Here is a 24,830-nt window from a genome sequence, read left to right on the forward strand (position 1 = left end):
TGGCTATGGTGTTATAGCCAGCCAAGCCGTTTAGGTACGGTTGAACTACTGCCAGTTTGAACTGCTCATTGTGTTTCGTCATGAAAAAAACCCAAAAGTCGGTGTCCAACTTTTGGGGTTCAGTTCAATTTCATGCAGGCTTTTTCATTTTTTGTTTTGCAGCGGTTTATTTTTTCTTGCTGCCTATGCGGCTTTCCTTGCCTGCGATCAGGTTCCCGATATTCTGCCGGTGCCGGTAGACAAGCAAGGCACTCATGACAAATACTGCGAGCATCAGGATGTCCGGGCCGAACAAGAAGCCATAGTACAGGGGCGCAAAGAATGCCGCTATCAACGCAGCCAATGATGAATAGCGGGTAGCGTAAGCGATGATCAGCCAGGTAGCCATCGTCGCCAGGCCCAGCCAGGGATTCAGGCCCAGCAGCACGCCCAGCGCTGTCGCGACGCCTTTGCCGCCGACAAACCTGAAGAACACCGGCCATAAGTGACCAAGGAAAACCGCGACAGCCACCAGCGCAACACCGGTATCGTCCACGCCGAACTGTTCGCCGTACCTGATCGCCAGCCATACCGCCAGCCAGCCTTTAAAGCCATCCCCCAGCAACGTGCAGATGGCAGCCGCCTTGTTACCGCTGCGTAGCACATTGGTGGCGCCAGGGTTCTTGGAGCCATAGGTACGCGGGTCGGACAGACCGAACAGCTTGCTGACGACAACGGCAAATGAGATCGAGCCTATCAGATAGGCGATGACGACGGCCAAAATTGTATACATTACGCTCCCGATGATTTTCTGATTTTTATAGAGGCGCGCTGCACCTCACTGCACACCGCGCCAAGTGCGACAGTATAGGTGAACGCCGGCAATTTTCAAATGCGGACTTGTAACCTAGTCTTCCAGCGCGCACTCCACCGGTTTCGCGTACAGGCTGGCTTCCAGCACCGTTGGATCTATCCCGATCAGGTAGCCGCGCCTGCCGCCGTTGATATAGATTTTTTCCAATGCCAGTATGCTTTTCTCGACATATACCGGCATCGCCTTCTTGGTGCCGAAAGGCGACGTGCCGCCTATCATGTAGCCGGAATGACGTTGCGCCACATCGGGCTTGCACGGTTCTACCGATTTGCACCCTATCTGCCGCGCCAGGTTCTTGGTGGACACCTTGCGGTCGCCGTGCATCAGCACAATCAGCGGCTTGGCTGCCTCGTCCTGCATCACCAGTGTCTTGACGACCTGATGCTCTTCCACGCCCAGCTCGCGCGCCGACACGGATGTGCCGCCGTGCTCCTCATACTCATAGGGATGCTCGGAAAATGCCACTCCCTGCTTACGCAGGAACTGAGTCGCCTGCGTCTCTGAAACATGCTCTTTTTTTGCCACGATATTGCCTGCCCGGATAAAGCCTATTGGATAAATTTTGATGGATAAAATTTGATGTCGCAGCAAGTATAGCGAAAAAACTTCCTGCGTCCATTACTCATAGTGCGCTGTCCGGCAAAGACGCAGGCAACTACAGTTTGGCCAGCATCAGCAGGTAGCCGCGGGCTATTTCCCTGTGCAGCGCGAAACCGCATTTTTCATACAGCAGGCGAGCGCCGTTTTGCGGATGCACGGTCAACGCGACCGCCGGAAAGCGGCCGCGCAGGGAATCCAGCTGATGCATCATGAGCGCTGTACCCAGTCCCTTACGCTGATATTCAGGGAACAGCGCAATGCCCAGCTGCGGCGTTTCTTCATTGACATAGCCAAGGCCTGTCGTCAGAAGGCGTGACCAGCAGCCGCCCATGACGGTGTCATCGTCCACAGCAAGCACACCGACATCGGTAGGCCTGCCCCAATCCTGCGCGTAAATGGCGACGCTTGGCATATCCAGCACTTCGCGCGGGCGCAAACCCGCGGGAGGAGGATCCCACAAAGAGACATGAAGAATGTCCCACAGCAGTTGCTGGTGCTTGGGCTCAACAGGGATCAGCTTCATCATTTTGCTCCTATCTCTTAATTTTCATACCAGACATGCGTGCAGCGTAAAAGAAAAATGATGTGATCGGTATTTTTCAAGATGACTCCCGTACGCAGAACATTTGTGCCCCGGAAAACGGATGACCCTATACAGCCTTAAAGGGCCGTTCGATCCGCATCAACACTTCAGTAACACTTAATTACACTTTCTACACATGAGCAATATTAGCCGGCTACATTTCCATCAAAAGCAAGGTTGCCGATGAAAGTTAATTGGTCAACCTGCATTTTAGTCGACAGCCATCATCAATTTTTATTGTGCTGTATCCGTATATTTCGATCTTTTATCTTACCAAGCCTCCTTTTGGCGCAATTTTCACTTTGATGATGATCTGATGCAAAAAGACGAACCAATATAGTGCAAAACGATATTTGTTTTTTGACTTAGGTTATTTGTTTTATTTGTGGCAACTATAAAAAATTAAATACTTAATTACAACAAATTTCTTAAATAAAATTTTGCAATTTCCATAAAAAAATAAATATTGCATTTAATTTATTTTATTTTCATTTTTCCGTGTCTGTTCAGCAACGCAATGTAACACCATTGAAATAAGACGTTACATAATGCAATGTCTCTTTACATGTTGACTGCAGTCTTGAGCAATTAATTTTCAACAAAAATTGCCTGAAATTAACAATTTGTCTGAGAAATAAGTCTTAAAAGCAAAAACGGGAATCCCAGCGTAGCTGGTTGCAGGACGTAATAAGAAAGTCCGATACCGGTACGCAATTTATCTTCACCAATAACCAGGGAGTATTTGATGATTTTCCAGGAAAAAACGGGCGCCAGCTCAGTTCGGCTGGCGCTAAGCATATTGGCAGGCTCGGCGATCCTCGCCGGTCACGCTCAGGCACAGACAGTATCTGCCGACAGCACGCAGAGGGTTGAAATCACCGGCTCCAACATCAAGCGTACCGAAAAAGAAGGCACGGTAGCAATCCAGACCATCACTGCACAAGACATCAAGAACAGCGGTGCAACCACTGTGCTGGATTTGTTGAGGGCATCGGTTCCTGGCATGGGTACCGGCGGCTACAACGACACACCAAGCCAGAACGGCTTTTCCAAGGGTGTGGCAACAGCTGACTTGCGTAACCTGGGCTCCACTTCCACATTGATCCTGTTGAACGGCCGCCGCATGACGCCGTCCGCATTCGCGAACCCGAACAATGGCCAGTCAACACTGTATGACCTGAACAGCATTCCTGTTTCCGCACTGGAAAGGGTTGAAGTCCTGAAAGACGGCGCTTCCGCTGTTTACGGCTCCGATGCGATCGGCGGCGTTATCAACTTTATCACCCGCCGCGATTACCAGGGTGGCGAAATCACCGGCACGGCCGGCGCGAATGACGATGGCCGCTTCGGCCGCCAAAATGTCAACGGTTTCGTCGGTTTCGGCGATTTCAATAAAGACGGCTACAACGTTTTCTTTACTGCAGACATATCCAAACGCCAGGCAGTTTCCAGCAAGGATGGCGTCAACGACATCGAACAGAATCTGTTCGGCGCAATCAATAACCGCCTGTCGCAATTTAACGGCTCCACGCTACCGGCTTCAGCCAGTAACAGCACCATCAGCGGCTCGCCTGTTTTCTACCGTGAATCTGCCCCCGGCAGCGGTAGCTTCCCGCTAAACTCCCGCGCAGTGATCACAACGAACTGCCCTGCTTCGCAGCAGGTGCTGGGTACTGGTCCTACCGGCAATGCTGCCAATGCTGCTTTCCTGGGCCGTACATTCTGCGCATTCAGCCTGGATGATTACCAGCAGGTGCAAGGCAAAGCGCAAGATATCAGCACATTGAGCCGCGGTGAGTTTAAAATCAATGAAGACCTGACGGCATTTGCAGAAGCAGCCTTTACAAAATCGGATCGCTGGTATGTCGGCGCGCCTATTACCACCAGCGGCCGCGCTCCTGTCACCAACTTTACCGCAACCGGTCTGGCTGCTCCGTTCCAGGCGATCCTGCCTATTGGCCATCCTGACAATCCGTATCCGGACGCACGCGCCGCTGTGGCGATACGCTTCACGGATACCGATGGCAACAGCGAAGAAACCACGAAGAACTATCGCGTGGTCGCTGGCCTGAAAGGCTCCAACAAAGGAGTGGACTGGGAAAGTGCCGTGCTGTGGAACAGGTCCAATGTGGACACCACCACTGACGGCCGTCTGTACCTGCCGGTGCTGAGGCAGCTGACTGATCAAAACAGGTCGCTGGCATCCTTGAGGGCAGATCCTAACCTGTACCGCAACATTACCGATAGCGGCCGTGCAGAAATCCTGCAATGGGATGCTAAAGCCAGTACAGAATTTGGTCAGTTGGGCGGCGGCGCCATCGGCGTTGCAGCAGGCGTAGAGTTCCGCAAAGAGAAAATCGGCATTGATCCAGACCCTAACAAGGTCGCGGGCAATATCTACGGCTTCTCCAACACGCTGATCGACGCGCAACGTAATGTGGGTTCAGGCTTTATCGAATTCCGTACACCGTTCACGAAGAGCTTCGAAATGGACTTCGCCGGCCGTACGGATAAATATCCTGGCATCAAAACCAACTTCGTTCCTAAAGTCGGCGCCAAGTGGACTGTCAACGATAGTGTTGCTTTCCGCAGCACTTACTCGGAAGGTTTCCGCGCTCCTGCGTTGTCCCAGGTTACCCCGGGCGGAGCCCAGTTCTTCCTGAGCAGTCTGCAAGATCGCGTACGTTGCCCAGCCGGTGATGCCCCCGCTCCAGGCGGAGACCCAACCGATTGCGCAAAAAGTGCTTCCGGCACGGGCGGTGCTAATCCTGACCTGAAACCGGAAACATCGAAGAGCTACACCTTCGGCCTGATCCTGTCACCTACGAAGAACTTCGACGTGGCGCTGGACTGGTATAAAGTCCGCAAAGAAGGCGAAGTTATCCTGAGCAGCGCGCAGTTCATCCTGGACCACGAAGCCACTCACGGTTCCAGCATTCTGCGTGACCAGAACCAGGGAACATGGCTGCGTGATGCAAGCGGCGCGTTGATTCCTAACTCCGGTCCTATCCTGGCTGTCAAGGAACCTTGGATCAATCAGGGTGCAACTGAAACAAGCGGCCTGGATATTGATCTGAAGTACCGTTCGAACCTGGGCGAGTACGGCACATTGACAACCGGCCTGAGCGCGACCTACATCTTCACCTACAAACGTGCTGAAAACTTAGGCGATCCTGAAGCCAACGTTGCCGGTGCAAATGGTGGTATCTCCGACTGGTCAACTTCAGGCGGCGATATCCCACGCGTCAAGGCACGTGCTTCTGCAAACTGGACGAAAAATGAGCATAACGTCTACGGTTCGGTCAACTTTGTCAGCGGAATCTCGCTGATGCGCCGTACAGACGGAACAGATACTTATCCTGTACCGTACTGCTACTACGGCAAAGGCCAGCCTGCGACTGCATACTCTCTGGGTGGATTGCCGAACTACAGCACCTACTTCCAGAATTGCAGCGTATCCAGCTGGACTACGGTTGACCTGGGCTACCGCTACACAGGCATCAAAAACCTGACACTGGGCCTGCAGATCGCCAACCTCTTTGATATCAAGGCTCCGTACGATCCGCGCGCTTATGTGCTCGGCTACAACGACAGCCTGCATAACAACACAGGCCGCTACTTCACCGTCAGCGCCAACTACAAGTTCCGTTAATCCCTTGAAGGGCATGGCCCTTCAAGCAAGGACTTAACGACGCAACAGTGCAAAATGCCCGCGCAAGCGGGCATTTTTTATTGGGTAAGCAGAAAGCCGACTTCAGCCGCGCGGGTGATGTTCCGCATGCAGTTTCTTCAAGCGCTCACGCGCCACATGGGTATAGATCTGTGTAGTGGAAATATCCGCATGCCCCAGCAGTAGCTGCACCACGCGCAAATCTGCGCCATGGTTGAGCAGATGCGTGGCAAATGCATGGCGTAAAGTATGCGGCGACAATGGAACCGTGATTTCCGCCTGCAATGCATATTTTTTGATCAGTATCCAGAACATCTGCCGTGTCATCGCGCCCCCGCGCGCCGTGACAAACAGCGCGTCATCCACCTGTCCATTGAGGATGGCGGGCCGCCCTTCTTTCAGGTAGCACTCCATCCACATGCGCGCGACTTCGCCAAACGGCACCAGCCGTGTCTTGCTGCCCTTGCCGGTCACGCGGATCACGCCTTCATTCAGACCTACCTCCACCGAACGCAAGCCGACCAGTTCGCTAACGCGCAGGCCGCAGGCGTACAAGACCTCCAGCATCGTGCGGTCGCGCAAGCCGTGCGGCGTCTTGTCATCAGGCGCCTGCAGCAAGGTTTCTACCTGTTTTTCACTCAGCGTCTTGGGCAGGCGACTGGGTTGCCTGGCGGATTTCAGCCTGGTGCAGGGATTGGCGCTGACGAGGTTTTGGCGAAACGCCATCTGGTAAAAACGCTTCAGCACGCTAAGCCTGCGGTTAGCCGACGTCGCCTTGGATTCGCTGTGCTTGTCGGCGATGTAGGCCAGGATATCCGCTTCCGCTGCCTGATACAGGTCTTTGCCGTACTTGCCAAACAGGTATTCGGCGAACAGGCGCATATCTCGCCGGTAGGCCTCCAGCGTATTTTTGGACAGACCATCTTCCAGCCACAAACTGTCGCAGAACTGGTCGATCTGGGACTGTATCTGCCGCGTCAGCGCCGGCGCCGTTGTAGCTGGCTGCGTTGCTACAGTGGCCGCAGATGCCGCAATTGTTGCAGCCATTATGCGGACTTCTCAGCAGCCTGCTTTGCGGAATAGGCACTGACACCTTCGTGTTCCAGCAGCCAGCGTTTGACGCCGAGGTGGAATCCGGTCTCGTCATCGGTGTGGCCAAAACCTCCCAGTCCGCCGGCTGCCGTCACCCTGTGACAGGGAATCACCAGCGGATACCAGTTGGCGCCGCAAGCCTGGCCCACCGCCCGCGGTGCGGACTTGATATGCCTGGCGATCTGACCGTAAGTCCACACTTCGCCGCGCGGGATGGCGGCGATGGCGGCCCATACCTTGCGCTGGAAATCGCTTCCCACTTCCAGCAAGGGCAGCTTGAAGCGGAAATCCGGCTGGCCCAGGTATTTTTCTATCTGTTTCTGGGCTTTTTCCGCGGCCTTGTCGGTGGCGTCTTTTTCCGCAAATCGCGGAGGCAGATAGACCAGTTCGCTGACGGCCCTGTCCTGCGTGCGTATGCCTATCGCGCCGAAAGGCGCGGCAACGATGGCGGAAAAGAGTTCGGATTCTTTGCTTAATTTCATGGCGTTACCATATCACGGCCCATCTTCCCGTGCAGGCCAGGTAAGCGAAACAAGCAAGCGGGCGCACAAAGAAAAAAGGCGCATCAAGCGATGCGCCTTTAAAACTTCGTTCGCGTTTCGGGCTGTTTAGCGGTAGTTCCGCTCAGCTGTATTAAAACGCGCGTCTCCTCAGTGTCCTCGGTATCGATACCGTTTTTATGCACTACCGCCTTGTAAAACCGACCATGCTGCAAAATTCTTATCTGCCGAGAATATATCACGCAACGCGCTGGCGTTCAAAATAAAAATGCACAAAAAAAGCGCACTGTTGCATATATGTTATAAACCAATTTTCCTGTAGAAAATACTCTTTTGAAGAAGCAAATTAGTGGGAGCAAGGCATCCCGAAACTGCGTGAATATTTTGTTTCTTACAGAAAACTCGTTTTTAACACATGTAACTTGATACATCCCCATATTTTATTCAAAGCAAAATTTGCTTGCTGCGATAAAAATGGTGTTGCAATCATCCGCCTTATATGATCGCATTTTTACAAGAATCCCCATTTTGGTGATTCCGTGCAGGTTCGAAGCAGACTACCGCGACGTGGTCTGAGCTTATTTCGCACCGGTCGATAACTGGCGAATCGACATGATCAATTCCTTGCCGATGCGCCCTTCCATCTCGGTCTGCACAGGCAGCAAAGCCTTGCGCCATTCCGCCTTTTCTTGCGGCGTCAGTTCATAGATAGTGGTTTTCCCCGATTTGCGGATGGCATCCAGCGCACGGCCGTTTTCCTGGTCGGCGATGGCATTGGCGTAGGAAGTCGCCGCTTTCATCGCGGCCTCCAACTGGCTGCGGATATCTCCGGGCAGTCCGTCCCAGAATTTTTTGTTCACAATGACTGCGTAGCCCAGATAGCCGTGGTTGGACACCGTCAGGTATTTCTGTACCTCATGCATTTTTTGCGTATACATATTAGAGGGCGGATTTTCAGTGCCGTCCACGACGCCGGCCTGCAAGGCTTGGTAGACTTCGGAAAATGCCAGCACTTGCGGATTTGCGCCCAATGCACGCATCTGCGCATCCAGCACCTTGGATGACTGTATGCGCATTTTCAGGCCCTTGAAGTCCGCGGGCGTATGCAAGGGCCGGTTGGCTGACATGATCTTGAAGCCGTTATCCCAGAATGCCAGCCCGGTAATGCCCTTGGGCTCCAGCTTTTTCATCAGGCTCTTGCCGATAGGTCCCTCAGTCACCTGATACAGCACATCCTTGAAAGGAAAGATATACGGCAGGTCGAATACCTCGAACTCCTTGACGCCGAGCGGGCTGAACTTGGCCAGTGAAGGAGCAAGCATCTGCACCGCGCCCAACTGCAAGGCCTCCATTTCTTCCTTGTCCTTATATAGCGTGCTGTTCGGGTACAGCTCCACCCTGACCCTGCCCTTGGTGTTTTTTTCCGCCAGTTCCTTGAAGCGTTCCGCTGCCTTGCCTTTAGGCGTATCGCTGGCGACGACATGGCTGAACTTGATGACGATAGGTGCCTGCGCCGCGGCGTTACCGCTGATCAGTGCTACTGCAAGGAGGGAAAGCAGCAGGGTTTTGAATGGCATTGAGTGTCTCCGCATTTCTATAGTTACAACTTTTTTAGTATTTTGATTATTCCTTGTCAAGACTCGGCTGGCAAGTGTGGATAACCACAATGAGCGCGCCGGCAGCAAGGAAAAGCCACAGGCAGCGACGGTCGGCTACACTATCGGGATGACGATTTTCAATAAACTCCTGAGCTGGCAAGGCCCCAAATGGCGCTGGCTGCTACCCATCCTGCTGGTGCTGCTGTTCCTTGCAACACTGATCTGGCTGCCCTGGCAGGCGCAGAGGATGGAAGCCACGGACCGGCAGGAACAGCTGATCGCCGATACGCTGTGGGTGGAGCAGGCGATACAGTTTCAGCTGAACCGCAACGAAGAAATACTGCGCCTGGCCGGCAATGAGATCGTCAACTCCCACCTGACGCCGCATGCGGTACTGGACCGCTTCCGCGCGCTGATGAAAAGCAACCGCGAAATCCAGCGCATAGTCTGGTTCGACGATAACGACCTGATGCTGGTTTCGACATCGGACTCGCCGCTACCGCCAAAGAGTACGCTGATCCCGGCGCGCGGCGAATCGGAACTTGCGCACGGCAAAACACAATGCCTGCCGCCTGCGCTGGAGGCCAACAGCAAAAACTCGTATGTGCTGAGCTGCCATATCCCGCTGGTCAAGGACAACGCGCGCATGGGCAGCATCGTTGTCACTTACCGGCTGGCCGGCATACTGGAAGAAATGGTGCCCTGGTGGTTTGCGCAGGACAATGAGATATCGCTGATCGACGCCGATGAAAAGGTCTATGCCGACCGTTCCGCCGGCGGTTCGGGCAAAAACGTCTACACGCATAACCGTGCGCTGGATTTGCCCGGCGCGCAGTTGTCGCTGAGGACCAACAGCAACAAGAGCGAGCCCAAGCTGCTGGCCAATCTGCTGGTGCTGTCCGTGATCCTGTTGTCGATAGGCCTGATCTGGAGCCTGGCGGCATTATGGCGCGATATCAACCGCCGGCTGGCCGCAGAAGGCGCATTGCGCCAGCAGGTGGCCTTCCGCGCCGCGATGGAAAACTCGCTGGTGACTGGCTTGCGCGCACGCGACATGGAAGGCCGGCTGACCTACGTCAACCCGGCATTTTGCAAGATGATAGAACAGCCGGCAGAGCAGATCATCGGCAGGCTTCCGCCCATGCCCTATTGGGCGCCGGAAGCAATTGCCGAATACCAGCAGCGCTTTACGCAACTGCTGGCCGGTACCGTTCCATCGGAAGGTTTTGAAACCATCTATCAACGCGCCAACGGCGAGCGCTTCCCGGTACTGATCTACGAATCTCCACTGGTGAATGAACATGGCGTACAGACCGGCTGGATGAGTTCCATTCTTGAGATTTCCGAACTGAAGCGCGCACAGGAACTGAGCCGGCAGCAAGAAGAGAAGCTGCATGACAGCGCCCGCCTGGCGACAATGGGCGAACTGGCATCAATGCTTGCCCACGAACTGAACCAGCCGCTGGCAGCCATTTCCAGCTATACCACGGGCGCGATGAACCTGATCGCCGCCGGCGGCAGCGACCAGGATTTGCTGCAGCAGGCGCTGGGCAAAGCCAACACACAGGCGCAGCGCGCTGGCCAGATCATCCGCAGCGTGCATGAATTTGTTAAAAAGCGCGAGCCCAGCCGGGAACCTGTCTGCATGGCCTCCGTCATCGACGATACAATGCCGCTGATAGACCTGCAGGCGCAGCCCTACCATGTCGCCATACAGCTGGACATAGCGCCCGCGCTGCCGCAAGTGCTGGCCGACCGCGTATTGCTGGAACAAGTATTGCTGAACCTGACCCGGAACGCCATCGAGTCCATGCAAAACAACCCGCCGGCACGCCGCGTGCTGCGCATAGAAGCAAAACTGGCCGCCGCCGATGAGCAGACAGTGGCGCATTCCACTATCATTGTGTCTGTGGCAGACTTGGGACACGGCATACCTGCCGACGTTGCCGAAAAACTATTCTCGCCCTTCTTTTCCACCAAATCCGGCGGAATGGGCATGGGTTTGAAAATCTGCCGCACAGCGATAGAATTTCACGGCGGCACGCTGACTCATCAGCAGAATCCCGCCGGTGGTACTATCTTCAGGTTTGCATTGCCTGTGGACAGGCCATCCGCCTGACCGGTACAGGCAAATATATAGTTAAGCGCAAGGCCAGGCGAAACACAAACAAAACAGCCCTGCCGCAAATGCAGGGCGCAAGACAATAGTACAGCGCTGAATTGCATCCCAAGACGGGTCATGCATTGACAGCGGCTGACATGGAGATTGAATGCTGCACATCATTGATGACGAAGATGTAATCAGGGACTCACTCTCCTGGCTGGCGCGCTCGCGCAGCATTGCAGTCACCACCTACGAAAGCGCCGACAAATTCCTGCTGGCGCTGAACCATCCACTGCAATTCGACGCGCACGGCGACTGCATCCTGCTGGATGTGCGCATGGCCGGGCTCAGCGGATCGGCGCTGTTCGACCTGCTGACCGCGCGCCAGTTGACCAAGCGGCTGCCGGTGATCTTCCTGACCGGCCACGGCGATGTGCCGATGGCGGTGGACACGCTGAAACGCGGCGCCTTTGATTTTTTCGAAAAGCCCTTCAACGACAACAAGCTGATGGACCGCGTACAGGAAGCACTGGCGCAATCGCAGCAGGCCGGCGCCAATGCCGTCATCCACGAAAGGCTGGCCACCCTGTCCACCCGCGAACGCGAAGTGCTGGACCTGATCCTGGCCGGCAAGATGAACAAGGTCATCGCCGACCAGCTCGGCATCAGCATGCGCACGGTGGAAGTGCACAGGGCGCATATCTTCGACAAGATGCAGATCAAGACCGCAGTGGAACTGGCAGGCCTGTTGAAATAAATCTCTGCCAGCTTATGGGCTAGCGGCGTATGGCCTCATGCGCCGTGCTGCTGCAACGCCCACAGCACATGCTCGCTGACCATTTCTGAAGGATGGTCCAGCCTGGCCCGCAAGGCGGCGACTATACCCGCATCCCCCCGCATGCCGGCAGCCGCGTTGCCGAGGCCAACCGCGATATTGCGCAGCCAGCGTTCGTGCCCGATGCGCCGTATCGGGCTGCCTTCCAGCAGACGCTGGAATTCCTGCTCGGTCCAGGCAAACAGGCTGACCATGCTGGCGCTGTCCAGCCCATTCCGCACATCGAAATCATCGACGCTGGCACGCTGCGCAAATTTGTTCCAGGGACAAAACAGTTGGCAATCGTCGCAGCCGTATACCCGGTTGCCGATCAGCGGACGCAGCTCAACGGGGATGCTACCGTGCAGTTCAATTGTCAGGTAAGAAATGCAGCGGCGCGCATCCAGCGTGTAAGGCGCGATGATCGCCTGTGTAGGACAGACATCGATGCAGGAACTGCACTGGCCGCAGTGGCTGGAGATGGGCGCATCCACCGGCAGCGGGATGTCCACCAGGATTTCGCCCAGGAAAAACATTGATCCCGCCTCACGGTTCAGCAGCAGCGTATGCTTGCCGCGCCAGCCCAGGCCGGCTTTTTCCGCCAGCGCCACTTCCATGACAGGCGCAGAATCGGTAAACACGCGGTAGCCGAAATTGCCAATTTCCTTCTGTATGCGGTCTGCCAGCTGCTGCAGGCGCGAACGCAGCACCTTGTGGTAGTCGCGCCCGCGCGCGTAGACGGAAATGACGGCGGTGTCTGCCGCATGCGACTCTTCCCGCTTGCGCCAGTCATCCCCCACGCCGGCCGGCAGATAGTTCATGCGTGCAGAAATCGCGCGCATGGTGCCGGGCACCAGTTCTGCAGGGCGGGTGCGCTTGGTGCCATGCGCTGCCATGTACGCCATTTCACCGTGGTAACCGGCCTCCAGCCAGGCCATGAACCCCGGTTCTGCATGCGACAGGTCCACGTCGGTAATGCGCACATCGGCAAACCCGAGTTCAATGCCCCAGGACTTGATGCACACTGCCAGCGCATCCAGGTCGTATGCCGCACCGGCATGCTGAAGTTCAGGCAGCATCATGGCGGTGGGCGGCAGAACACACAGCAGGCGCGCGGTATGGTATGTTTTCGGAAATCATGCAGAATTGTGGAATCGAGCGCTACCTGAAATGTCACATTATAAAACTTACCTGGCCGACGAAGCAGCCACCCAGGCCTTGGGCAAACGCCTGGCAAACTGCCTGGTGCCGGGGCTCAACATTTACCTTCACGGCGACCTCGGCGCCGGCAAGACCGCGCTGACTCGCGCCGTGTTGCATGCAGCCGGCCATGCCGGCAACGTCAAAAGCCCCACGTACACGCTGGCGGAGCCTTATACCGTCATTCTACGCCGCCAGGAGGTCAGGATCATGCATTTTGACCTGTACCGGATGACCAGCGCGGAAGAATTCCTTGATGCGGGCTTCCGCGAAGAATTCAACGCTGGCAATATCTGTATCGTGGAATGGCCGGAAAAAGCCGACACCGTGCTGCCGGTGCCCGACCTGAACGTGTTTTTAAGCGTCGCCGGAGAAGGCCGTGATGTAGAATTGCAGGCGTTGTCAGACAAAGGTACAGAATGCCTCACCCGCTTACAGTTCGCCCCCAATCTTTGAAGTCCCGGTCTTTAAGGTCAATCTCGCGCCGCACCGTACTGCAAGCCGGCGGCGCACTGCTCATCTCCGTACTGGTTCCCGGAACGGCGCAAGCGGCGCAGATCCTGGCAGTGCGGGTATGGCCCGCGGATGACTACACGCGGGTGACGCTGGAAAACGACAGTGACCTGAAGACCACGCACTTCACGGTAAAAAACCCGGAACGCCTGGTCGTGGACATCGAAGGCATAGAACTGAACCCTGCGTTGAAGGAACTGGTTGCCAAGATACAGTCGAACGACCCGTATATCAAACAGGTGCGCGTCGGCCAGAACCGGCCCAATGTAGTCAGGCTGGTGTTCGACCTCAAGGAAGAAATCAATCCGCAGGTATTTACGCTACAGCCGGTGGGCAACTACAAGCACAGGCTGGTGTTTGACCTGTACCCTGCCAACCCGCCCGACCCGATTGCCGCGCTGATAGAAAAGGGCGACTGGCTGAAGGATGTGCCGAAAGACACTCCGCAGCCGCCGGCCGATTTCAAGCCGGTGCCACGGCCGGACGTTAAACCGCAGCAGGCGCCGGAAATGGCCGAAGGCGATAACAAGAACAATTCCAAACTGCCGCCCATGAACCGCCTGATCACGATCGCGCTGGACCCAGGCCACGGCGGCGAAGACCCAGGCGCCACGGGGCGTGGCGGCAGCCGCGAAAAAGATGTAGTGCTGTCGATTGCCAAGCGCCTCAAAGCCAAGATAGAACAGCAGCCCAATATGCGCGTGATGCTGACCAGGGACGGCGACTATTTCGTGCCTTTGCCGGTTCGTGTGCAAAAAGCGCGCGCGGTGCAGGCCGACCTGTTCATGTCCATCCACGCAGACGCCTTCGTGGAATCCAGTGCGCGCGGCTCCTCCGTATTTGCGCTGTCCGACAAAGGCGCCAGTTCCACTGCGGCGCGCTGGCTGGCGAACAAGGAAAATTCCGCTGACCTGATAGGCGGCGTCAACATCAAGAACCATGACAAGCAGCTCGCCAGCGTCTTGCTGGACTTGTCTACCACGGCGCAGATCAGCGACAGCATCAAGCTGGGCAAGGTGGTGCTGGGGGAAATAGGAGGCATCAACCGCCTGCATAAAGGCTCGGTGGAGCAGGCCGGCTTTGCGGTACTGAAGGCGCCGGACATTCCCAGTATCCTGATCGAAACCGCCTTCATCTCCAATCCGGAAGAAGAAGCGAAACTTACCGACGATGACTACCAGGACAAGATGGCCGATGCCGTCATGCGCGGCATCAAGAAATATTTTGCCAGGAACCCGCCGCTCTCCAAGAACAAGCTGACCTGATCCTGCATTGACGCTAGGGAAAACGCAGGCGCTAGGTATGGGTACTGCGCTGCACAGCCATATCACGCACTGATCGAAACTTTGCCACTCTTTTCTTCCTTCAGCGGCGCCTGCAACGGCAGTTCGATGACGATGCTGACGCCATTCCCCAGCTTGCTATCCACCTGGATGGAGCCGCCCAGTATCGACGTGATGATGTTGTAGCTGATGCTGAGGCCAAGTCCGCTGCCGCCCTGCCCCAGCTTGGTGGTGAAGAAAGGGTCGAACACGCGCTTCAGATTGTCTTCCGAAATGCCTTTGCCGTTATCGGTAAAGCGTATCTGTACTTTGTCCGCGTCGGCCAACTGCGCGCTCAGCGTCATTATTCCATGGCTGCTGCCGTCGAATCCATGCAGGATCGCGTTGTTGATCAGGTTGCCTATCACCTGGCCCAGCGGGCCCGGGTAGCTGTCCATGCCGATATTGGCCGGCACCTGCAGCTGTATCGAATGCTCGGCCAGCGCGATGCGGTTCATTACCGGCGCAATGATGTCCTTCAGCGTCTGCTGCAGGTCGAAGATGCGTCTATGCTCGGTGGCCTGGTCTACCGCGACCTGCTTGAAGCTGTTCACCAGGTTGGCGGCCGTCGTCAGGCTGCGCACGATCAGCGCAGATGCTTCACGCGCATCGCCGATAAAGCTGCTGAGGTCAGATCGTCTCATGCTCTGCTGGTCAAACTGGCGGCTGATGCTGTGCGTCTTGTCCTGCATCGTACTGGCCAGCAGCAGGCTGTTGCCGATAGGCGTGTTCAGTTCATGCGCAACGCCGGCCACCAGCGCTCCCAGTGCCGCCATTTTTTCTTTCGATGCCAGCTGGTCCTGGGTTTCCTGCAGCCGCATGTAGGCATACGCATTGTCCAGCGCAATCACGCCATACGCGCATAGCGTGCGCAGGATCAGCCTTTCGCGGTCGCCATAGGCATACGCCTGTATCGACTGCACCGACATCACGCCAATGACCCGGTCATTGATCGCCAGTGGCGTGAACAGCCGGCTTTGCGTGGGCAGCGTGCCTTCTATCAGGTTCAGCATATCTTCTTCGCCGGCGGCGTTGATCATGATGTCGCGCCGCTCCAGGTAGGACTTCACCGAATCGGAACCCGGATTGTCCAGCGGAATGCGGTCTGCCGGCAAAGGCTGGCCGTCCTCTATACCAAACACCATGTCCAGCACCTGGCCCTCCTGTGCATCGTCCTGCGCAAGGTAGATCATGAAGGTGGTCGGGTTCAGCAGTGCGGACACATAGCGCTCCAGCGTCTCGTAGATGCCGTCCACGCTGAGCTGCGAAGTAATTTCCTGGCCGATGGCGCCCAGCAGCTCCAGCGTGGAACTGATCTGTTGCAAGGCTGACGCGCGTTTGGCTTCCGATTCTGCCAGTTGGCGGTGGTGCTCGCCTTCCGCCAGTGCGCGCTCGGTCTGGAAGCGCACCTGCATCGCAATCGCGCGGTTGGTGCTGGACTGGTCATGGGTTTTTTCGCGGGCAGCATTCGCCAGCAGCGACATCTCGTAAGCCCGCTGGTATTGTCCGACCTTGGCGCACTCGCGCGCCACCGTTGTCAGCAATTCCGCCGGAAACGTGTAGCCCTGCACAGCGGAAGCGACTTTGACTGCCTGCTCCAGATAATGCAGCGGGGTGCTGGCCGCCAGCATGCAGTCCGGCTCAGGCAGAGAATGGCTGGCATAGATATCCGCCAGCGCCGTCAGCGCGCGGATTTCGTAATAGGTGTTGCTCTGCACGCGGGAAAAATTCAGCGCGCGGGTAGCCGCCTCCAGCGCCTGTTCCGGACGGCCCAGGCCGGACAAGGCTTCAGCCTGGCCGCGTTCGGCTATCCACAAGAATTCGGGTTCGTCCAGCGCCACCGACTTTTCCTTCAACTGCTGGAAAGTGTCCAGTGCGGCTGCATAGTCTTTCTGGTCCAGCAGGATATCGGCCAGCGTCCTGAGTGCAATGGCGTAACCGCGCGAGTGCGGCAGCGTGGCCAGCATGGCCAGGGCTTCCTGCATCAGCTCGCGCGCCGCGCCCAACTGTCCCATCTTGCGCAGGATATCGGCGCTGCTGGCCAGGCAGTTTCCTATGCTGTTCGACCAACCGGTGGAGCGCGCCAGGTCCAGGCTGTGCTGTATCCATTCCAGGCCGCTGTGGTAATCATTCAGGCTGGAAAATGCGTAGCTGATATTGGCGCCGATGCTGATGGCGCGCCGCACCTGGCCGGACTTTACCGCGGCATCGTGTGCATTCATGAAATACTGGATGGAGCGCGCAAACTGGCCATCCAGGCGGGCGGCAACATCTTCTGTCCATGTCGTCAGTGCGAACTGGTGCTCACCGGTGGCTAGGTCGTGCGCCTGCAATTCCCAGCGCCTTTTGCCGGCGGAGAAGTCCTGCGACAGCGTAAACATGATCGCAGCCGTTTCTGCAATCTGCGCGCGCAGGCGGTCATTCGCTTCCCTCGCCTTGTCGGCCGCAGCCTGCAAGGCCACCTGGCTCACCTGGTGCTGGCCGAGATCAATGGCGATCTGGCCCAGCAGCCAATTGGCATCGGATTCGCCGAGCGCATTGCCCCCGGCGGCAAAGGATGCCAGTGCTTCCAGCGCCATTGCCTGTGCGGTCTCCAGTTCAGCGAACAGCCATTTTGCCTCTGCCAGTATCAATTGCAGACGGGTCGCCATGCCCTGTTTTTCATGCTCGGGCCAGTTGCATGCGTCCAGCACGGCCTGGGCTTCGCTGGCCAGCAGCACGGCGCGCTTGGTGTCGCGTTGCCTCAGATCCCACGCCAGGGCAACCAAAGCCTTGACACGCGCATTGCCCGTCAGGACAAGCAAATCGGCCTCAGACTGGGCGAGATGCTCATCCAGTGCAAACATGATCATTGAAAGTAAATCCCAGGAAAGGAAACGGTGTAAAGGATATTACCTAATTTGCCAGCCAAGCGCATCTGCAATCTGTAGCGACATGTTGCAGGACGCCACAGAAAAAAAAAACGGCAAGCCTCGGCTTGCCGTTGTATGCTGCGGCTGAACGCGTTCAGCCGGATTTATTTTGCACTGTCGACCTTGCCACGCTTGCCGGACATGCCTTTGAACAGGCGCCACAAGGCGCCCAGCACTACCGGCACCACGGCAGCGCCGACACCGAGCAAGATGATGGTATTCAGGTGATCGCGCAGCATGGGGATGTTGCCGAAAAAGTAGCCGCTCAGCGTAACGGACAGCACCCACAGCAAAGCGCCGATCAGGTTGTAGATCTGGAAGGTCTTCAGCGTCATGTCGGATACGCCCGCGACAAACGGTGCGAAGGTGCGCACCAGCGGAATGAAGCGTGCCAGCACTACAGTCTTGCCGCCGTGCTTTTCATAAAAAGCATGGGTTTTTCTCAATGCATTTTTATCTATCCAGCGATAGTCATGCTCCAGCACCTTGTGCCCTACCAGGCTGCCTATCCAGTAGTTCAGCGAATTGCCTGCAATAGAGGCAATGATCAGCAAGACGATCAGCAGCACCGGGTCCATCGCACCCTTGGCGCACATTGCACCGGCAATGAACAGCAGCGAATCACCCGGCAGGAAAGGGAACACAACGAAAGCGGTCTCGCAAAAAATGATCGCAAACAGGACGAAGTAAATCAAAGTACCGTATTGCGCGATCAACAGCCCCAGCATTTTGTCGACATGCAAAACCATGTCCAGCAATTGCACCAAATCCATAAATATCCTTAAAACCTTTGATCCTGTTTGATCCGGGTTAAATTCTGTTTATCCAAGCCGCAATGCACATGGCGCTGCGCTGTGTAGCGGCAAGGCCGGACACGTGTTCGCATGCGTTGTAGTTGCGTTGTGGTTTAAATAATCGCTACACGGTTTTGCCCGGTTTCGGTGACCGGATCATATCGAACACAGTTCAGGCAAGCATGCCTGCCTGCCTGCTGAAACAGCTTCTGAAACATGTTCTTATTCTAGCGGCGCAATCATACACCATGCCAGATCGAAAACGGCGATTTGGCCAGTTTGTCATGGCGCCGTCATAATGGCCAGGTGGATGAGCATGCGCCCTGCCCATGATTTCCCCTTTATAATCCCGGTATGAATGCCATACAGATGCCCCATCGCCCTATCCAAGCCCTGCCCGACCAGTTGATTTCCCAGATTGCCGCGGGCGAAGTCGTGGAACGGCCCTCCGCCGTTGTCAAAGAATTACTGGAAAACGCACTCGATGCCGGCTCCACGTCCATTACCGTGCGCCTGGAAGAAGGCGGCGTCAAACGGATTGCCATCACCGACAACGGCCGCGGCATCGCGCCCGACCAGTTGACGCTAGCGGTAGCCCGCCATGCCACTTCCAAGATCGCCACGCTGAGCGACCTGGAAAACGTCGGCACGCTGGGTTTCCGCGGCGAGGCGCTGGCGTCCATCGCCTCCGTGGCGGTGCTGACCTTGACCACCCGCACCGCCGATGCAGCGCATGCATGGCAGATAGAAAACGGCAAGATCAGCCCGTCCTCCGGCGCGCACGGCACTACCGTGGATGTACAGGATTTGTATTACAACACGCCGGCCCGCCGCAAGTTCCTGAAGTCCGAGCAGACCGAGTTCGGCCACTGCGCCGAAGTCGTGCGCCGCATTGCGCTGGCACGTCCGGACGTGACTTTTTCGCTGGCCCACAACGGCAAGACCGTGGACCACTGGAACGCCAGCGCCATCGACAAGCGTAGCGCCCATATCCTCGGCGACAATTTCGCCAGCGCCCGGCTGTCGCTGGACGAGAGCGCCGGCCCTTTGCGTCTGCACGGCTTTGCCGGTCTGCCGACCGCATCGAAGGCGCGCGCCGATGCGCAGTTCTTTTATGTGAACGGCCGCTTCGTGCGCGACAAGCTGCTGACCCATGCAGTGCGCGCCGCCTACCAGGACGTGCTGCACGGCGACCGCTATCCATCCTATGTGCTGGCGCTGGACCTGGATCCGGCGCTGGTGGATGTCAATGTGCACCCGTCCAAGATCGAGGTCCGTTTCCGCGACAGCCGCGCAGTACATCAGTTTGTATTCCACGCCGTCAGCCGCGCACTGGCGCAGACGTCGGCCACGGCCTTCGGCACCGTGCCGGCGCCGGTGCAGGCCGGCAGCACCGCAATGCCGTGGATACGCGGCGAACAAGCCAGCTTCGGCGCGCAGTTTTACGGCAATGCCAACGGCGCCGGCAACGGCGTCGCGCAGACTACCGCCAGCTATGGCGCACTCTTTAACTCCATCGGCAGCCAGGTCGCCAATGCCGACGGCGAGATCCTGCCGTATGGCTATGCCAATGCCAATGCCGGCGCCGGCGCCAATTCGCCCTCCGCCCTGGAACCCATGTTTTCCCGCACCGCCGCCAATACACTGCCGGAAGACGATCACCCGCTCGGCTTCGCCCTGGCGCAGCTGCACGGCATTTACGTGCTGGCGCAAAACAGCAAGGGCCTGGTGCTGGTGGACATGCACGCCGCGCACGAACGCATCCTGTACGAGCAGTTGAAAAACGCGCTCGATGAAAACAGCATGCCGGTGCAGCCGCTGCTGATACCCATCACCTTTTATGCAGACGGCATAGAAGTCGGCACCGTGGAAGAAAACCAGGCCATCCTGCAATCATTGGGTTTCGACATTGCTGCCATTTCGCCAACCACGCTGGCAGTGCGTTCAGTGCCGGCGCTGCTGAAAAATGCCGACGCCCAGTCGCTGGCGCGCGACGTATTGCGCGAAGTGCGGGAATACGGCGGTTCGCGCGTGCTGATAGACCGGCGCAACGAACTGCTGGGCACACTGGCCTGCCATACCGCCGTGCGCGCCAACCGCAGCCTGACGGTGGTAGAAATGAATGCATTGCTGCGCCAGATGGAGCACACCGAGCGCGCCGATCAGTGCAACCATGGCCGTCCGACCTGGGTGCAGCTGGGCATGAACGACCTGGACAAGATGTTCTTGCGCGGCCAATGACGGCGTCGCACACAAAAACAAAGCCGGAAGCGTCGTGAGCAATACTGCCACAGTCATCGCCATCATGGGCCCCACCGCGTCCGGCAAGACCGCCGCGGCGCTGCAGATCGCGCAGCATATCCCGTCCGAAATCATCTCCGTCGATTCCGCGCTGGTGTACCGTGAAATGGATATCGGCACCGCCAAGCCCACCCCGGATGAACTGGCGTCAGTACCGCACCACCTGATCGACATCATCGACCCCGGCGAATCTTACTCGGTAGCACAATTCCTGAACGACACGCAACGTCTGGTCAAGGATATCCAGGGTCGCGGCAAGCTGCCGCTGCTGGTCGGCGGCACCATGATGTATTTCAAGGCGCTGCTGGACGGGCTGGACGATCTGCCACCCGCAGACCCTGCGCTGCGCGCCGAACTAGACGCCGAAGCCGCACGCATAGGAGTACCCGGCCAGCACGCCCGGCTGGCTACGCTGGATCCTATTACTGCAGCCCGCCTGAAACCGAACGACTCGCAGCGCATACAGCGCGCACTGGAAATCATCGCATTGAGCGGCCAGCCTATGTCCACGCTGCTGGCACAGCAAACTCGGGCGGTGCGCCCGTTTGACATGCTGTCCATTGCGCTGGAACCGTCGGACCGAAGCGTACTGCACCAGCGCATCGCCACCCGCTTTGATACGATGCTGGAACACGGCTTTCTCGATGAGGTTCGCGCACTGCGCCAACGCGGCGACCTGCATCCCAACCTGCCGTCGATACGCTGCGTGGGCTACCGCCAGGCCTGGGAATACCTGGACGGCAACTGCACGCTGGAAGACATGCGCGAACGCGGCATCATCGCCACCCGCCAGCTCGCCAAGCGCCAGCTGACCTGGCTGCGCTCAATACCGGAACGCATCGTCATCGACTGCCTGCAGCCGGATGCCGCAGAACAGATACTGCAGCTGGCGATACAAACCCATCAGCCATAGCGAGAAATAGCAAAAACGGTGTGCTGAAGCAGCATGTCGTTTTATACATAATCGATTAATTTAACAAGCTCGCTTGACACCCAAAAACCGGAATGGCATAATCGCAGGCTTCTTGGTGATATAGCTCAGTTGGTTAGAGCACAGCACTCATAATGCTGGGGTCGGTGGTTCAAGTCCACCTATCACCACCAGATACACGTTCAAAGAGCTTCTTTAACGTCCTAAAACCCGCCTCTAGCCCTGTGCTGACGCGGGTTTTTTGTTTTTTAACGTATTGGGACGTACATTTACATCCAAAGTCTTTGCATCCATACTTGCATCCATGGAGTCAAACCTCTCGAACGCATGGATGCAAAATGCCGAAACTCGCAAAACCGCTTACTGATATACAGGTAAGAAACGCAAAACCCAAGGAAAAACCTTACACCCTTCCTGACGGTGGGGGCATGTATCTCGAAGTCGGCCCTAGCGGATCAAAAATCTGGCGACTGAGCTATCGCCAACCCAATGGCAAGAATACGCGCCTGACATTCGGTCCATATCCTGAGGTATCTCTGTCGGAGGCTCGCGAAAAGCGAATGGACGCTCAAAAACTGCGAGCGAAAGGCGTCGACCCCGCAGAAGCCAAACGTACCGAGAAGGCTGTCAAGGAGGCTGAGCACAACAACAGCTTCGAAGCGGTAGCTCGTGAGTGGCACGCAAACAAAGCAGGGAGCTGGCAGCAACGCACCGCAGATAACGTACTCCATCGATTGGAAACGGACGTGTTCCCCCATATTGGAGCTCTTCCGATCAACCAGATCAAGGCACCGGTTATGCTGGAAGTGCTACGCCAGATAGAAAATCGGGGCGCTCTCGAAATGGCTAAACGACTCGGTCAGGTATGCGGCCAAATATTTCGCTATGCCATAGCCACAGGCAAGGCGGAGCAAAACCCGGTACCCCATTTACGAGGGGCTCTGAAGCAATCAGCCAAGGGGCACCATGCGGCAATTACCCCAGACGATTTACCGGAATTTATCCGCGCTTTTAAAAAAATCGAAGGGCGCATGTTCGTTCCAACGAAGGTGATGTTTCGGCTCATGATGATGATTTTCGTGCGCACTAGCGAACTGACGGAAACGCCTTGGGCAGAAATAGATCTTGAAAATGAATCCTGGGTAATTAGCTGGCAGAGGATGAAAATGGGGAAACGGAAGATGAATCCCCGCAAGGTCGATCATCATGTTTTCTTGCCACGCCAGGGTTGGGCGCTGTTGCGAGAGTTGTACGAAATCACTGGAGGCAATGAATACCTGTTTCCAAATCAAAGAGACTACAAAAAACCAGCGACCAACTTTGGGATACTCGCAGCACTAAAACGTATGGAGTACAGCGGAAAAATGACGGGCCATGGATTCAGGTCGCTCGCCATGGGGGTCATCAAGGAGCGGCTAGGATATCGACATGAAGTAGTCGATCGCCAGTTGTCACATGCTTCTGGGGATACATACGGCGAGGCTTATGATCGGGCTTTATTCTTTGACGAGCGCAAAGTCATGATGCAACGCTATGCCGACTATCTAGAGGCGATTGAGGCAGGCAAGGTAATTACTGGGAAATTTGACAAAGTCGCTGCCTAAGAAGTAAGAGGAAAAGCGTTATGTTGCCGATCGGCTCGCTCTCACCTGCTCCACATCCTTCAGCGGCGGCAAACCATACAGCCGGCTGTATTCGCGGCTGAACTGGGAAGGGCTCTGGTAGCCTACGCTGTAGCCGGCATGGCCCACATCGCGCTGCTCCACCAGCATCAGCCGGCGCGCCTCGTGCAGGCGCAGCTGCTTCTGGTACTGCATCGGCGTCATCGCGGCCACTGCCTTGAAGTGGTGGTGCAGCGACGATACGCTCATGCCTACATGGGCAGCCAGTTCATCCACGCGCAGCTGTTCGGTGTAATGCCCGCGCAACCAGGCAATGGCCTTGGTGATCTTGTTGCTGGGGCTGTCTGCCTGGGCGATCTGTAGCAGCCTTGGCCCGCATGGACCCATCAGCAAGTGGTACAGAATCTCTTGCTCGATCAGCGGCGCCAGCGCGGGAATGGTGTCCGGCTGTTCCAGCAGGCGCAGCAGCCGCAAGGTAGCGTCCAGCAGCGCTTCCGATGCGGTGTTCACCGCCACACCCAGCATGCCCTCGGTGGCCAGCGCCTGGCGCGGCACGCTGATGCGGCTCATCAAATCCGCCAGCGCGGCACTATCGATGGCCATGCCCAGGCCCAGGTGCGGCACTTCCGTGGTGGCCTGCACCACGCGCGACACCACCGGTAAATCCAGCGACACCAGCAGGAAGTTGCCGACGCCATAATGGAACGACTCCGTGCCCACGGTAATGCTCTTGGCATTTTGTTGAACTAAAAAATAATTTTTCACAATGCTCGTAAACAAATGATTTCGCTTTATAACGTCAAGCCGCGAAAGACAACAGATTTGCAGTGGATAGGCTTGCCTAATTAACGATTCATTTGTAACGATCTTCTTGGGCCGTTCTATTAACTTACTACTTATTAACATAACTAACCGATTGAAGTCGCTGTCGCACATCTCGTTCCAGTTAATATAAAATTTATCTGAGATGTAGATTGCAAGGCTTCGAAGTCCGCCTGTCCTGAAACTTCTTCTGAGAGTGGGGATGCTTGGTTTAGTTGGCGGAGGACTTACGAGAAAAGAGAAGAATAATTCCTTCATCAATCGAAGGGCATCGCGGGACCTTTCGTCAGTCAATTTTCCTCCCTGGCCAATTTCTACTAAAAAAAAATCCATAACGGCGTCGAGGCCAGGAAAGAACGGGAATTCCTCTCTGAAGTCCCAAATATTATCTTCAAACATGGAGTTGGCAGAGACACGCAATTTCGACGTTTGAAGTAGCAAATCATAGATCGTATTCGATCCCGTACCCGCCTTGTTGATTTGCACTGAAAACTGACCCACTTTTGGACTGAACCCCTCGGGCTGGACCAAGGTAGCAAGATGAAGTGATACGCTTGTCGAGCCTTCACAAGAGGAGCGACACCATGTCAGTTAGAGGA

At 56.4% G+C, this 24,830-nt stretch carries 18 protein-coding genes and 1 tRNA gene; 9 read left to right on the plus strand and 10 right to left on the minus strand.

Features of this window, described 5'->3' with window-relative positions; all coding sequences use genetic code 11:
- Window positions 1–166: 166 nt before the first annotated feature.
- The 3 genes from plsY to ACO0LO_RS28750 form a co-directional block, all read right to left on the minus strand.
- A complete protein-coding gene (plsY, locus tag ACO0LO_RS28740) occupies window positions 167–772 on the minus strand; it encodes a glycerol-3-phosphate 1-O-acyltransferase PlsY (RefSeq protein ID WP_422969936.1) in 606 nt (201 codons plus the stop codon).
- Between the two features lie 114 nt (window positions 773–886).
- The gene (gene ybaK / locus ACO0LO_RS28745) at window positions 887–1,381 is read right to left on the minus strand and encodes a Cys-tRNA(Pro) deacylase (RefSeq protein WP_422969966.1); all 495 of its coding nucleotides are present in this window, start codon (window positions 1,379–1,381) and stop codon (window positions 887–889) included.
- Window positions 1,382–1,508: 127 nt separating this feature from the next.
- Window positions 1,509–1,979, minus strand: coding sequence for a GNAT family N-acetyltransferase (locus tag ACO0LO_RS28750; protein WP_422969938.1), 471 nt, complete (start codon window positions 1,977–1,979; stop codon window positions 1,509–1,511).
- Between the two features lie 802 nt (window positions 1,980–2,781).
- Between ACO0LO_RS28750 and ACO0LO_RS28755 the strand changes: the two genes are divergently transcribed.
- Window positions 2,782–5,688 (plus strand): TonB-dependent receptor plug domain-containing protein, encoded by a 2,907-nt coding sequence (locus ACO0LO_RS28755; RefSeq protein ID WP_422969940.1) that lies wholly within the window; start codon window positions 2,782–2,784, stop codon window positions 5,686–5,688.
- 102 nt (window positions 5,689–5,790) lie between these two features.
- On the opposite strand, the gene xerD is transcribed toward ACO0LO_RS28755, so the two are convergent.
- The 3 genes from xerD to ACO0LO_RS28770 form a co-directional block, all read right to left on the minus strand.
- Entirely contained in the window at window positions 5,791–6,753 is a 963-nt protein-coding gene (xerD, locus tag ACO0LO_RS28760; protein WP_422969942.1) for a site-specific tyrosine recombinase XerD, read from the minus strand.
- Complete coding sequence (locus ACO0LO_RS28765; RefSeq protein WP_422969944.1) at window positions 6,753–7,280, minus strand: methylated-DNA--[protein]-cysteine S-methyltransferase; 528 nt, start codon at window positions 7,278–7,280, stop codon at window positions 6,753–6,755. The genes xerD and ACO0LO_RS28765 overlap by 1 nt, the downstream gene beginning before the upstream one ends.
- Before the next feature lie 596 nt (window positions 7,281–7,876).
- Window positions 7,877–8,875 carry a TRAP transporter substrate-binding protein gene (locus tag ACO0LO_RS28770; RefSeq protein WP_422969946.1) on the minus strand — a complete coding sequence of 333 codons (999 nt, stop codon included), beginning with the start codon at window positions 8,873–8,875 and terminating at the stop codon, window positions 7,877–7,879.
- 148 nt (window positions 8,876–9,023) lie between these two features.
- On the opposite strand from ACO0LO_RS28770, the gene ACO0LO_RS28775 reads away from it, so the two are divergent.
- The gene (locus ACO0LO_RS28775) at window positions 9,024–11,015 is read left to right on the plus strand and encodes a sensor histidine kinase (RefSeq protein ID WP_422969968.1); all 1,992 of its coding nucleotides are present in this window, start codon (window positions 9,024–9,026) and stop codon (window positions 11,013–11,015) included.
- A 151-nt stretch (window positions 11,016–11,166) separates the two neighbouring features.
- Window positions 11,167–11,757 carry a response regulator transcription factor gene (locus ACO0LO_RS28780; protein ID WP_422969948.1) on the plus strand — a complete coding sequence of 197 codons (591 nt, stop codon included), beginning with the start codon at window positions 11,167–11,169 and terminating at the stop codon, window positions 11,755–11,757.
- Window positions 11,758–11,792: 35 nt separating this feature from the next.
- Here ACO0LO_RS28780 and queG read toward each other — a convergent pair whose 3' ends face one another.
- Entirely contained in the window at window positions 11,793–12,896 is a 1,104-nt protein-coding gene (gene queG, locus ACO0LO_RS28785; protein ID WP_422969950.1) for a tRNA epoxyqueuosine(34) reductase QueG, read from the minus strand.
- A gap of 88 nt (window positions 12,897–12,984) precedes the next feature.
- On the opposite strand from queG, the gene tsaE reads away from it, so the two are divergent.
- Both tsaE and ACO0LO_RS28795 read left to right on the plus strand, forming a co-directional pair.
- Window positions 12,985–13,470 (plus strand): tRNA (adenosine(37)-N6)-threonylcarbamoyltransferase complex ATPase subunit type 1 TsaE, encoded by a 486-nt coding sequence (gene tsaE / locus ACO0LO_RS28790; RefSeq protein ID WP_422969952.1) that lies wholly within the window; start codon window positions 12,985–12,987, stop codon window positions 13,468–13,470.
- A complete protein-coding gene (locus tag ACO0LO_RS28795) occupies window positions 13,434–14,792 on the plus strand; it encodes an N-acetylmuramoyl-L-alanine amidase (RefSeq protein ID WP_422969954.1) in 1,359 nt (452 codons plus the stop codon). The genes tsaE and ACO0LO_RS28795 overlap by 37 nt, the downstream gene beginning before the upstream one ends.
- Window positions 14,793–14,854: 62 nt before the next feature.
- Here ACO0LO_RS28795 and ACO0LO_RS28800 read toward each other — a convergent pair whose 3' ends face one another.
- Both ACO0LO_RS28800 and ACO0LO_RS28805 read right to left on the minus strand, forming a co-directional pair.
- Window positions 14,855–17,701: an ATP-binding protein gene (locus ACO0LO_RS28800; protein WP_422969956.1), complete on the minus strand. Its 2,847-nt coding sequence runs from the start codon at window positions 17,699–17,701 to the stop codon at window positions 14,855–14,857.
- Between the two features lie 164 nt (window positions 17,702–17,865).
- Entirely contained in the window at window positions 17,866–18,534 is a 669-nt protein-coding gene (locus ACO0LO_RS28805) for a VTT domain-containing protein (protein WP_422969958.1), read from the minus strand.
- Between the two features lie 375 nt (window positions 18,535–18,909).
- Here ACO0LO_RS28805 and mutL point away from each other — a divergent pair, with 375 nt between their 5' ends.
- The 4 genes from mutL to ACO0LO_RS28825 all read left to right on the plus strand — a co-directional run bounded on the left by mutL (window position 18,910) and on the right by ACO0LO_RS28825 (window position 23,391).
- Window positions 18,910–20,796, plus strand: coding sequence for a DNA mismatch repair endonuclease MutL (gene mutL / locus ACO0LO_RS28810; RefSeq protein WP_422969960.1), 1,887 nt, complete (start codon window positions 18,910–18,912; stop codon window positions 20,794–20,796).
- A gap of 64 nt (window positions 20,797–20,860) precedes the next feature.
- Window positions 20,861–21,769 (plus strand): tRNA (adenosine(37)-N6)-dimethylallyltransferase MiaA, encoded by a 909-nt coding sequence (gene miaA / locus ACO0LO_RS28815; RefSeq protein WP_422969970.1) that lies wholly within the window; start codon window positions 20,861–20,863, stop codon window positions 21,767–21,769.
- A gap of 114 nt (window positions 21,770–21,883) precedes the next feature.
- A tRNA-Met gene (locus ACO0LO_RS28820) sits at window positions 21,884–21,960 on the plus strand.
- Window positions 21,961–22,125: 165 nt separating this feature from the next.
- Window positions 22,126–23,391, plus strand: a complete 1,266-nt coding sequence (locus tag ACO0LO_RS28825) for a tyrosine-type recombinase/integrase (protein WP_422969962.1) — start codon at window positions 22,126–22,128, stop codon at window positions 23,389–23,391.
- Between the two features lie 18 nt (window positions 23,392–23,409).
- Here ACO0LO_RS28825 and ACO0LO_RS28830 read toward each other — a convergent pair whose 3' ends face one another.
- Window positions 23,410–24,174, minus strand: coding sequence for an AraC family transcriptional regulator N-terminal domain-containing protein (locus ACO0LO_RS28830; RefSeq protein WP_422969964.1), 765 nt, complete (start codon window positions 24,172–24,174; stop codon window positions 23,410–23,412).
- Window positions 24,175–24,830 lie beyond the last annotated feature (656 nt).

This window comes from Undibacterium sp. TJN25 (genome assembly GCF_049339885.1).
Classification (GTDB): Bacteria; Pseudomonadota; Gammaproteobacteria; order Burkholderiales; family Burkholderiaceae_D; genus Undibacterium.